Here is an 11,077-nt window from a genome sequence, read left to right as displayed (position 1 = left end):
GTGACTGAGAACTATTTTGTCTCAGACTCCTTTTTGTGATAAAAATAGAGGGGCATTTGCCCCTCTACCTCTCTGGTAAGGCAGAGATATTAATGATTCTCTTTATCTAGCCAACGATAAACAATGTATGCAGAAGAAGTAGTTGCAATAGTAATCCACCATCTAAATGGAATTTTTAAAAATCTAGTTAATACGAATATAATGATCAAAGCCAGAATGTTATACATAAACAATTCTTTAAAGTATTTATTTCTTTTCATAAGTTAAATAAGGTTTCATTACATTTCAGTACATGCTGAAAACCTTGATTTCATGCGATTTTTGAAATATTGAATTTCATTACAAAACATTTGAAATCAGTTCTATGGCAACCTTTTTGGCAACCTTTTTTGAAATAAAAAAGAAAGTCAACAATCGAAGAATGAGAAGTCCTAGAAGATTCTTAGGGCTTTTTTCATTCCTAAAAATAAGTAGAATAGCATAGTCTTTTCAATCATTTGTGGAATATAAAAATCTTCCTACACCATGTAAGAAGATTTTTCTTTTTTTACTTGCTTATCCAAGAGCTATGAATAAGCTCATTGATTGGGTGACTATATTTTGCATAATTGTAATGATAGTGATTAGAAGCTCTAGATAGAACATCCCCTGTTTTCTGGTCAGGTTGGACATATTTCTCAAATTCTGCAATAGGAATTATAAATAATTCAAGCCCCTTAATCTCATTATCTGAAACTTTACTTATTCCATAAGCAATACAATCAATATACTTTTCATTATGGTATTTTTGGAATTTCTTAACAGAATCATAGTTTGCTTCAACTGTAGTGGTTTCAGAATCTATCGGAATTGTTCTAGTTACTGGTAAAATTCTAAATTTTTCTTTACCTTTTGTTGCTTTCAAATAATTTCCTTGATTCATTACAGCAAAACCTCTAATGGATAAATTATATCTGATAAATTCTTTTAAAAATTTTCTTGTGTTACTCATTTTCCTATCCTCTTCTATGTTTTCCTTTATATCCCAATCCTAGACCTACTAGCAGGCTAAGTCCTAGTAAACCAAGCATAGATCCTTTTGAGCCTGTGTTTGGTAGTTGCTTGCCTCTTTCAACCCTTGAATAAGTTACAGGAACTACCTTAGAATTAGTAGGCACTTCTTTAACCGCTGCATCAATAATATCTACAACATTACCTTTAGCATCAAGAACTTCTTTAGGCTGACCGCCATTTTTACGGATTTCATCAGCCTTATTTTTCAAATCTTGCAAACGTTTAGCATCAGCTTCAGCCTTATCTTGTTCAGCTTTAAGTTTAGCTAATTCATTGTACTTAGCAACCTTTTCTTTAGCTGTTGCCTGCAACTTAGAAAGTGCTTCTTTAGCAGTTTCTAGCTCTGCACGAGCTGCTACTGCTTTAGTTTGAGCTTCTGTAAGCTTAGCATTCAGTTCTTTAAGTACAGCTGGTTTGTTAACTAAAGCTGTCCCAAGGTCTTTAGCTTTTTTATTAGCATCATCAGCAAGAACTTTTACTTTGTCACGGTTAGCTGTCGCAGATTCTACAGCCTGTTTAGCTACCCCATTAGCTTTGGTAAGTACTTCAAGTTCTTCCTTAGCTTGTGTAAGAGCTTGTTGAGCTTTTGAGTTTTCAGATTTAGCTTTCACAAGTTCAGCCTGAGCCTTAGAAAGAGCATTAGCTTTATCTACTGCACTAGCTTTAGCTACCGCAAGAGTTTCTTTTGCAGACTGGAGAGAAGCCTTATCTGAGTCAAGTTGAGCCTGTGCATCTACTACCGCTTTTTCGAGAGCAGAAATATCTACTGTACCTGATTGTAGGTTAGCAAGTTGATTTTGAGCATCTGCCAAAGCCTTAATAGCAGTATCGTACTTAGTTTGAGCCTCAGCCAACTTAGCTTTAGCATCTTGGTCTGCTTTTACTGCTGTGTCGTAAGCTAATTGAGCTTTAGCTACTGCTTTTTCATCTACAATGGTTTTTGTTTCATAAACAGGAACAACCTCTGTTTTTCCACCTGTTAAAGTCTGGTAAGGATTGTCGATAGCCTCTCCATTAGTGTTTAACATCAAAGCATAAGTTGCCGGTGCAGAGTACCCCAGTCCGTTAAATGTTGTATAGAAGTCTACACCTACCCCAGCTGCGTTGTAGTTCCCCCTAAGACCAAGCAAAGCAAGAGCATCTGAAAAATTATCACGTGAAGTACCTGCTGTTGATACATTAGAACCTGTACCAGTGGAACCGTAGAGCATATTTCCTACAAAAGCAAGCAAATTAGCCTTTAAATCAGCCATAGTCTGATAAGCACCATTATGTCCTTGGTACTGTACTTGATTAGCTACTACACCATTTAAAAGTTTTCCTGAACCTTGAACAGCATCTAAGTGTTCTTGAGTTTGATTTGATTCTGTTACTTTTTTAATAGACTCTGGTCCCCAGAAACCATTAGCCTTGAGTTCTGCTTCAGACATATTGTTATATGCGGGGAATGTTTTATTAAACAAATCTTTTAGTGCTTGTTTAGTAGCTGCTATACTCTCTTTAGTTACTTTAAGTGGTTCTGTACCAACCTTAGAACGCAGGTCATTAACCAAAGCAGTATAGAACAAAGCTAAATCAGTTAACTGCTCATCTGTCAAATCATGAACTGATACCTTAGTCGTGGAATCTGTATTAGAGAATTGTGGATTGTAGCTACTTTTCCAACTTTTAAATACTGAACGATTAGGTGCTGCAATATCAGCTAAAGAACTTCCTGGAACATTCTCTACACCATCAGCAATAGCTTTACGAACATCAGCATAAGAGCCTTTACCCTCTGCCAAAGCCTTAATAGCTTTTAAGTAAGCATCAGAAGTTACTACCCCGTTTGATTCAAACAATTCAGATTTAGCTACTCCGTCCTTAAGGGTTGCCTTACCACCAGTTGTTACAGTTTTAGTTCCTGTTTGTACTTTTTGTGTAGTACCTGCTTTAGCTACATCAAGAGCTTTTTTAGCGTCTTCTACTTTCTTAGTAGAATCAGCTTCGGCGGATTTAGCAGTATCTAAAGTTTGCTTAGCAGAAGCTTCAATTTGAGTTGCATCATTAACTGCTTTATTAGCATCTTCAATAGCTTTAGCTTTATTAGCTTCATCAGACTTAGCAGTATCCAAAGATTGCTTAGCTGTATCTAGGGCTTTTTGGTCATTATCTACCTTCTTAGTAAGGTCATCAACATCTTTTTGCAACTTAGTAGTATCAGTTGTTGATTTAGAAAGGTCATCTACCTTCTTCTGAGAATCAGCCACAGCACTTGCAGTTTTATTAGCATTAGCCTCAGCCTGATTAACTACTGTTGTTTGGTCTGCTACCTTTTTAGCAGTATCAGCTTGACTCTGCTCAGCAGACTTAACGGAGTCCTCAGACTTAGCAAGCTCATCTGATTTAGTTTGAGCATCAGCCTTAGCTTCTTCAACCTTTGCAGGTGTAACTGTTTCTACTTCTTTAATCTGATTTGTAGTGTCATTAACAACTTGGTCAGCACCCTTAACAGCCGTATCAGCCTGAGTAACTACCCCTTGTTGTGCTTCCACAGCCTTATTTGCAGTATCCGCTTGAGACTTAGCTTCTGTTACTTGCTGTTCTGTTACTTTAGCAACAGGAGCATCATTCTTAGCATCAGGATTTTCTACAGTTTTAACAATACTCTCCTTAGCACCTGTACCTACCTCGTCAGCACTTACCGTTGTAGATACCCCATATACAGATGACAGAGCCAATACAGATACCACAGCACCCGTGCGTAACTTTTTAATGGTACCATGACCATGAGTTTTAGAATTTGACATAATGTTCTCCTTTGTTAAATAAATAAGTCTCAAAAGACTGTTTTATAAATATTATATCACATTTGCAGTCTTTAGTATTATATTATTTTTAAAAATTCAGTCTTTAATAGGTGGTATTTTAATTAAAAGAAACTTGTATGATAGTTAAGAGGTGCTATCATGACTAAAAATATGAATTTAAGAGAGTTTGTTGCTAAACAAATCAGACATTTAAGACTGAAGAATGGAATGACTCAAGAATATCTAGCAGAAAAAGCTGATTTAGGTTTCAATTACATTTACCGTTTAGAAAATAAACAGTTAAACGTTAAAATAGAAACCATTGAAAAAATCATGCAAGCACTTGAAGTTGACGTGAATACCTTTTTCAATATTGAAAATCAGAATAAAGGCAAGGAATTTGTGCAACTCATTGAAGATATTGAAAATCTCCCAAAAGAAAAAAGAGAGCCTACTATTAAAGCTCTCAGAATATTGTTGAAACAGATAAGGTAAGCCAAGTCGTTTTTTGACTTGGCTTTTTGTGTGCTCTAAGATAAGTAATTATCAAAACCATTTCGAGTTTGGACTGATTTGATAAACTTTTCTACATTCTCCCAATCCTCATATTCATCAACTATCTTAAACAAATCTAATCGTTCAGCTACTTGACAAAATACCTCTAGATTTTCTTCTGATTCAAAAATCTTTTCGATTAAAGGGAAGTAGTCCATAGCTTTTTCTATTACATTTAACTTAGTAAATATTTGATATTGATCATCTCTTTTAGAAGTATAGTCATAAAAAAAGCTATTCCAGATGACCCAAGCATAATCCAAAGTTTTTGTCCTTTTACTCGGATTTTTTAGCTTTTTTAAACTAGACTGACTGGATTTTTCCAATGATTGGATAAATGTCGCATTGACTATTTTTTTAAATCTAACTTATCTAACTTATCAGAAAGTATCCTATTTACCTCTTTGACAGTATTGTCATCTCCGTTCTCAATTTCTTTCGAGATTATTTCGGCAAATTTTTCTAATTTTGTTTGCGTATCACCATTTGATTCAGAACCAAACGAGGGGAAAATTTCTAAATAATTATTATGAGACACAACCTTTCCAGACAACAAATTTTCAGCCGTTTTTTCATGTACGTGCAAGTTCTCTACTAGATAAGCGACTTTGGCTTCATAATCTCCGCTAATACCTTGTTCTTTCTTAAAATCTTGAAAATCTTGCATTTTGTGCATCAAATTGAGAGTCACTGTAACTAACATACGTTCTTCTATTTTAATTTTGTTTTTCATAGAAACATCTCCTAAAGTTAAAGTATCTTATTTTATCACATAAAATATAGAGATTTCAAGAAGGGAGAAAGCTTTTAGGGTAAAACGTTTTCAAAAAATAATGATGCTTGATTAAACTCTATCATGCTAGATTATAGTTTTTTTAATCTCTAAATAATAGTCTTTATAATCCAGTATTTACAAGGGGTTATGAGTTCATCAAAAATTCCACAGTTTCCTAATTTTTAAACAAAAAAGATTATATCAAAAATATAGCATTTCTTAGGTAAACATATTTTTTTAGTTTTTATACAATAATAATGTGAGATAGCTATCACACACTAATACATACCTTCAATAAATTTGAAAAGCCGTGAATTTTTTGATGTATTTAATAAAACGGTTAGAAAAGAGGTAGCCTGTGGAAGCTACACAAACAACAATACAAGGTCGTCTTATCGGCGCATCGGAAGTAAAAGATTTTACTTCTGGTCTCAGCACTGGTCAAACCCAATTAACTATCGGTGTACGAACTCCAGACGGTCGGTTCAATCAAACAAATATCAAGGCTGATATGGTTAATGTATCTGACTTTGCAACTTTGTTTGATGAAAAAGTCGAAATTGTTCTAGAGAATGTTTCTATCACTGCATATACCAATGGGAATCGTGCTGCACTCTCAGTAAAAGCTAAGTCTGCTTTTATTGAACTTGTTTAATGGATAGTGGGGAGTATTTCCCCTTATCCATAGAAAGGAATTGTTATATGTCGTTTATATCATGGCTAATTATCTTATTTACTGGATTTCTTTATTTAGCTCTTAGGATTAGTGAAACTATCGAAAAGCAGAGACAGGCTCAGATGCTTCAGTTAAACCTCCCAGCAATCACAGCAGATATTGAGCAGGTAATTGAAGAAAGCGCCACTGTTTCAGGTCAAAAACTTCTTTTTGATAGTCGCTACATTCGATTTTTGCAAAGTAGCAATGACAATCGTTCTTACCTTGTTAGTTTTCCTATTATGCTATCTAAGAAGCCTGTTGATGAAGAAGAAGAAAGCTATATCCAACAAGTCTTTTTAACACAGTTTAGCAAATACCTAGCTGAATTTACAACCTATGAAAGCTGGTCCGACAAAGGACACAGACTGCAATTTGACACTCAATTTGGAAAAATTTTACGGTATAACAATCAATATTACCTTAATCTCCAAATGTCTTTTTCCTACATTTAGAAAGGCACTATACATGAAATGTTTTCTTGATGCAAGCCTATATGACTACGGGGCTCCATTCTTTTGGGATATACCCGTGGAGCGTGTGCCCCATGCTCTATTGGTAGGTTCCAGTGGTTCTGGAAAAACTTATGCGACAAAAATTTTCTTAGCTCGTTTTGCTAATAGTTACCCAAAATCCCCATTCCTTATTGCGGACTATAAGGCTGATTCTGACTTTGCCTTTTTAAATGACTGCAAAACTTTTAAGCGTTTTGATTCTGTATCAGACATATTAAAAATTGGCTTGAACATTTTAGAAAATCGTCAAAAAGGAATTGATAAATCACGAGAATTTGTTGTTATCTGTTTTGATGAGTTTAATGCGTGGCAAAATAGCCTTGACAAAAAGGAGCGTGAGCAGGCAATTAAAGACTATACTCGCTTAATTCAGCTAGGACGTTCCTTTAGAATCTATGTAATTATTTCGCAGCAAGATGCTCATAAAAGTTCACTTGGTCTATCAAGGGATTCGATAGGTACAGTGATTGCACTAGGCAAACTCTCGAAGGAAACTGTCTCAATGCTCTTCTCAGATGAAAAAGAAAATATTGTGAGAAACAACCCTCGAGGTGTAGGATACATGAAGGTAGATGGGCAAGATAGTCGTCACATCATTGTACCAAGTTATAACATGCTTCCTTTAGAAAACCTGATTCGAGAAGCTGTTAATCGTTCAGACCGCTATTTCTATTCTGATGAGACAGTTGCCGAGGGGTAGCCTTGCGGCGGAAACGCTGGCTTACTGTCTCGCCAGCTTTAGCTGGCTGTTATACGGGGGACATGTAAAGACCCCCGTTCCATTTGACCTTGTTTTTTAAAGCTTTGCAAATTCCACTTTAGGGAAACTATACTCTATTGCCTTAAAGAGTTGTTATATCAACGTTATTCTACAACATTTTATTTAGGGTGACTACCTCCTAAAACTGTGGAATAATAAAAGCATAGGAATTTTGCTACATTACAATAAATAGTTAACCAAAACAATATTTACCGCCCAGTTAACTTTCACTCTTTAGGCGGATAGAAAGAAGATAAAATGATTTGTAGAAATGAAATTGAAAAATATCTTCAAAAAGATAACGACCGTAACCCAGTCATTATGACCAGTGTCGATGAAGCTACATTTGTCATCAAACCGACAGAAGATACTGTGGGAGAATACCCAGATAATTGGTATCAATTTGCTTTATCGCTGTCTGAAACAGTAGCAGAAAAGCTATCCCTCCCAGTTCTCTTTGGAAATTATGTTCCACTGGAAACCCCGCCAGCAGGCTATACAAATGGCTTTACCTTTCAACATTTGCCCTATTATTTTGCCATTGCATGGCATAAGATGAATTTCACGATGGGCATTATCCTGAAATTTTCTGCATCGGCTTTGTCTCACTATAAAGCCTCCTATCAAGACTATTATAGTGAAGCAGTTGACATCCACAATATAGCACAATTGCTATATACTGACTATTATGATTTGCGCCTTTCTCGTATTGACCTTGCTGTTGATTACTTTAATTATTCAATGTCTGTCAATGACCTGTATCAAGGGCTGAAAAACAAGCGATATATCATTACTAATCATAAGGGACGTAAAAATATTTCTAACATCAGCGCTCAAGAAGTAAATGGTCAAGCGCAAACGATGTATATCGGTAGCAAAAAAAAGAATGTAAATGCTCTGCTGCGTATCTATAACAAGTATCAGGAACAATTAGACAATCAAGGTCGCTATATGCACTTAACTAAGTATTGCAATTCTTGGGTACGTATGGAAGCTTCTTACAAAGGAACTTATAGCAATCAAATACTAACCTTACTTCTTGATATTGATAACCCTCAAGATTTGAGTAAACTCATTGTCAACAAAATGATTGATAAATATTGTTTCCATGATGCAGAGACTGGTCAACCGTTGCAATTCACTAGTGATTTACTTAAAGGGGCTGGCATCTTCCCAGAGCTTGAATCTTTAAACTCTCGTAACAATGACCTTTTATCAACCATTTCATATTTAATGAAGGGTAGTGGACTCTTTCCTCTTCTAACGAAAATTGAAAAAGTCTGGGGCACTCAAGCCCGCAATCACTTCATCATCAGGCTCATTCAAGAGTATGAGACCAACTACACCCCCAACCCAGACGTAGGGTTATGGTTAAATAAATTTAGTAGGGAACTTGAGAAATTTAATTTTGAAGATTTTCTTGAAGATGCCTTTCAAATTTTTTACCAAAAAAAACAACATCACTCCTAAAGATTCCGCCAAGAAGCCTAAAAGTGATGTTGCGGATTAGCGAGAGATAAGCAGTAGCTTACCCCTACTGCTATTATCTCATATTTCAATTATATTTACCAAAGAAAGTGAGAATAGTATGTCTAGCAATAATTTTGATTTAAAGCAAATTGAACTCATGCTTCTTACTGTTATTGACCTACTAAAACATTTAAATAGTGAAAAGAATAGAACTGGTATTATTTATACTCAAAAAGAGTTATTAGATTTACTGAGTATATCTCCAAATACATTGAATTCATGGGAAAATAGAGGTCTTAAACGTTTAGAACCACCTATTGAGGGTACTAGAACCGTTTACTATCATATTGATACTGTTTTAGAGTTTTTAAGCCACAACTAGAAGTGAAATGTGCTAAAATAGGAGTATCAAAAAAGAAAGTGAGATACTATCTATTTTAGCTTTTTTCAATTCTTCGATTGATTGAAGAGAGCAGCAATGAATATAGAAAAAATTATCCATAAAGGAAAAACCGTCCTCAAGAAAGTAAAGGACAATGGCGAGATTAGTTATTCAGCAAAGAGCATCTATCTAGGCTTAGATATAAAGACTGGAAAACCTGTAAAAACAACCGTAACAGCTAAAACCCTACGCTCCTTAGACCGTAAAATTATTCAAGCTAAAATTGATTTTGAAGAAACTGGTTCAACAAGGAAAGAAACTTTTAGCATTGCTACCTTGTCAGATTTAGCTGAACTGTGGTTCTCCAACTACGAGACTTGGGTCAGCTCAGATAACACTCTAAACCGAGTGAGGAACTATCTAGATACCTATATCCTCCCCCAATTTGGGCAATATCAGCCTGATAAAGTTACTTCGTCTGATATTCAAAACTGGGTTAATGAGCTTGCAACAAAATCAAAAGAATCTGTAGATTCTGGAATAAAAAGAGCTGAAAAAGGCTGTGCTAAAGATTTTGGAGCTATTGCCCATAAATTAAGTGATATTTTTGATTTTGGAATAACACACTTTGAATTAAAGCATAATCCTGCTCAATCTATCAAAATTCCCCCAAAACCTAAAAGCAATCAAAAACGCATTATGGTTCTTCATGATGAAGATTTAACTATCTGGCTAAATTTCGTTGATACTTTACCTAATACTAGGGCTAATCGGCGATTTAAAGTTATCTGCGACAGTCTACTTGCTTCAGGAATGAGAATCAATGAGCTATTAGCTTTGACTATCTATGACCTTGATTTTGAAAGTTCTGAAATATTAGTCACTAAAACTCTTGTTTGGAAAAATGCGAAACCTAAGTTAGGATTAAAAGGAAAGGTTGTTTGTAAAAATACTCCTAAATCTGATTCGGGCAATAGAAAAATAGCTGTTCCGTACCAAATTATTGAGCAACTTCAAAACTTCCATGATGAAATGAATCTTTATTTCAAGAAGAACGGTCTTTCAAAAAGTAAGTTGATTTTCCCAACTATTTACGGAAACTATATGTGCGATAGGAATGAACGTGCGACACTCAAAAGACGATTACAGGAAGTTGGTCTACCTGACTATGGTTTTCACTTATTCCGTCATACACACGCTTCTATGATGTTAAATGCTGGTATGAATTGGAAAGAGTTACAGGTTCGTATGGGACATAAGTCTATCAAGACTACTATGGACATATATGCCGAGCTTGCCCCTAAAAATCAAACACAAGCGGTAGATATTTATTTAAATAAAATTGCGGAGCTAACCTCATGAAATTCATGGCAACCTCTGACAGTTTTATCCAAATCAATAGCTTATAAACCTTGATTTAATAAGGTTTGTCACAACTAAAATAGATTTTAAGTATTCCTTACAGAAATCAAATATTAAAAATTGATTCGTCCATTATTTGGGACAGCATCTCTTGGTTTCATAGTTATCCTTTCCTAAAATTAGAAGTAAAAAAGTAGTAATAGTATTTTGATAAAATTTAGATATGGTTGTATTTGTGGAATAATTATTTTAATGATTGTTGTCGTATTACAAATCGTGCATTTGAGTTGGCTAGGAAGTTGAAACGTTATGATCAGTTGGGCTTCTCGCAGGTTCGGTTGGGTATCTGTAGGCATGACGAACAGTTAATTACTCAAGGGCTACAGTTATTAGAATTAACAGGGGAATTAGAATTTCATCGTATCCTTACAGAAGAAGTTCGTCATTTCCATCGTTCGGATTTTTAATCATTCTTTTTCAGAAAATTTTCTATAATTTCCCATTCATGTTATACTAAATGAGATGATTTTTCTGGATTTCGTTGACTGATGAGGTGAAACGAGACAATTTCACTTCGTCCGCGCGGCTGACAAGGCAAACGGCTTGTAGTTCAGACCGTCTGCCCGGCGGACGAGATAAATTTCTTTTGATTCATGCTGTCCGCCGGGCGGACGGAGTAAACCAAAAGGAAGAGAAACTTT

The 11,077-nt window shown here is 35.2% G+C and carries 12 protein-coding genes; 8 read left to right on the top strand and 4 right to left on the bottom strand.

The window, feature by feature from the left end:
- Window positions 1-547: 547 nt before the first annotated feature.
- Together HMPREF2542_RS01065 and HMPREF2542_RS01060 are read right to left on the bottom strand one after the other, a co-directional pair.
- A complete protein-coding gene (locus HMPREF2542_RS01065) occupies window positions 548-991 on the bottom strand; it encodes a hypothetical protein (RefSeq protein WP_021002212.1) in 444 nt (147 codons plus the stop codon).
- A 4-nt stretch (window positions 992-995) separates the two neighbouring features.
- The gene (locus HMPREF2542_RS01060; protein WP_058670091.1) at window positions 996-3,842 is read right to left on the bottom strand and encodes an SEC10/PgrA surface exclusion domain-containing protein; all 2,847 of its coding nucleotides are present in this window, start codon (window positions 3,840-3,842) and stop codon (window positions 996-998) included.
- 159 nt (window positions 3,843-4,001) lie between these two features.
- Between HMPREF2542_RS01060 and HMPREF2542_RS01055 the strand changes: the two genes are divergently transcribed.
- Window positions 4,002-4,337, top strand: a complete 336-nt coding sequence (locus HMPREF2542_RS01055) for a helix-turn-helix domain-containing protein (RefSeq protein WP_021002214.1) — start codon at window positions 4,002-4,004, stop codon at window positions 4,335-4,337.
- Between the two features lie 35 nt (window positions 4,338-4,372).
- Here the strand turns inward: HMPREF2542_RS01055 and HMPREF2542_RS10040 are convergent, their stop codons facing one another.
- Entirely contained in the window at window positions 4,373-4,660 is a 288-nt protein-coding gene (locus HMPREF2542_RS10040) for a hypothetical protein (RefSeq protein ID WP_261674368.1), read from the bottom strand.
- An 86-nt stretch (window positions 4,661-4,746) separates the two neighbouring features.
- Window positions 4,747-5,130, bottom strand: a complete 384-nt coding sequence (locus HMPREF2542_RS10035) for a hypothetical protein (protein ID WP_261674367.1) — start codon at window positions 5,128-5,130, stop codon at window positions 4,747-4,749.
- Window positions 5,131-5,530: 400 nt separating this feature from the next.
- On the opposite strand from HMPREF2542_RS10035, the gene HMPREF2542_RS01045 reads away from it, so the two are divergent.
- The 7 genes from HMPREF2542_RS01045 (at window position 5,531) to HMPREF2542_RS09855 (ending at window position 10,843) form a co-directional block, all read left to right on the top strand.
- Window positions 5,531-5,827: a hypothetical protein gene (locus HMPREF2542_RS01045; RefSeq protein ID WP_021002216.1), complete on the top strand. Its 297-nt coding sequence runs from the start codon at window positions 5,531-5,533 to the stop codon at window positions 5,825-5,827.
- A 47-nt stretch (window positions 5,828-5,874) separates the two neighbouring features.
- A complete protein-coding gene (locus HMPREF2542_RS01040; protein ID WP_227743460.1) occupies window positions 5,875-6,342 on the top strand; it encodes an RNA-binding protein in 468 nt (155 codons plus the stop codon).
- 13 nt (window positions 6,343-6,355) lie between these two features.
- A complete protein-coding gene (locus HMPREF2542_RS01035; protein WP_041784068.1) occupies window positions 6,356-7,102 on the top strand; it encodes a type IV secretory system conjugative DNA transfer family protein in 747 nt (248 codons plus the stop codon).
- 318 nt (window positions 7,103-7,420) lie between these two features.
- Complete coding sequence (locus HMPREF2542_RS01030; protein WP_227743461.1) at window positions 7,421-8,632, top strand: replication initiation factor domain-containing protein; 1,212 nt, start codon at window positions 7,421-7,423, stop codon at window positions 8,630-8,632.
- Between the two features lie 118 nt (window positions 8,633-8,750).
- Complete coding sequence (locus HMPREF2542_RS01025; protein WP_058670093.1) at window positions 8,751-9,014, top strand: MerR family transcriptional regulator; 264 nt, start codon at window positions 8,751-8,753, stop codon at window positions 9,012-9,014.
- A 96-nt stretch (window positions 9,015-9,110) separates the two neighbouring features.
- A complete protein-coding gene (locus HMPREF2542_RS01020) occupies window positions 9,111-10,376 on the top strand; it encodes a tyrosine-type recombinase/integrase (protein ID WP_021002218.1) in 1,266 nt (421 codons plus the stop codon).
- 299 nt (window positions 10,377-10,675) lie between these two features.
- Window positions 10,676-10,843, top strand: a complete 168-nt coding sequence (locus HMPREF2542_RS09855; protein WP_155275736.1) for a hypothetical protein — start codon at window positions 10,676-10,678, stop codon at window positions 10,841-10,843.
- Window positions 10,844-11,077: the final 234 nt, after the last annotated feature.

This window comes from Streptococcus sp. HMSC034B05 (assembly GCF_001809055.1).
In the GTDB taxonomy this organism is placed as follows: Bacteria; Bacillota; Bacilli; order Lactobacillales; family Streptococcaceae; genus Streptococcus; species Streptococcus constellatus.
This window is presented reverse-complemented; position numbering and strand designations above follow the sequence as displayed.

Excerpts from the sequence above, each read along its gene's own strand:
- HMPREF2542_RS01065 (WP_021002212.1), bottom strand. The coding sequence starts at position 991 with ATGAGTAACACAAGAAAATTTTTAAAAGAATTTATCAGATATAATTTA.
- HMPREF2542_RS01060 (WP_058670091.1), bottom strand. The coding sequence starts at position 3,842 with ATGTCAAATTCTAAAACTCATGGTCATGGTACCATTAAAAAGTTACGC.
- HMPREF2542_RS01055 (WP_021002214.1), top strand. The coding sequence starts at position 4,002 with ATGACTAAAAATATGAATTTAAGAGAGTTTGTTGCTAAACAAATCAGA.
- HMPREF2542_RS10035 (WP_261674367.1), bottom strand. The coding sequence starts at position 5,130 with ATGAAAAACAAAATTAAAATAGAAGAACGTATGTTAGTTACAGTGACT.
- HMPREF2542_RS01040 (WP_227743460.1), top strand. The coding sequence starts at position 5,875 with ATGTCGTTTATATCATGGCTAATTATCTTATTTACTGGATTTCTTTAT.
- HMPREF2542_RS01035 (WP_041784068.1), top strand. The coding sequence starts at position 6,356 with ATGAAATGTTTTCTTGATGCAAGCCTATATGACTACGGGGCTCCATTC.
- HMPREF2542_RS01030 (WP_227743461.1), top strand. The coding sequence starts at position 7,421 with ATGATTTGTAGAAATGAAATTGAAAAATATCTTCAAAAAGATAACGAC.
- HMPREF2542_RS01025 (WP_058670093.1), top strand. The coding sequence starts at position 8,751 with ATGTCTAGCAATAATTTTGATTTAAAGCAAATTGAACTCATGCTTCTT.
- HMPREF2542_RS01020 (WP_021002218.1), top strand. The coding sequence starts at position 9,111 with ATGAATATAGAAAAAATTATCCATAAAGGAAAAACCGTCCTCAAGAAA.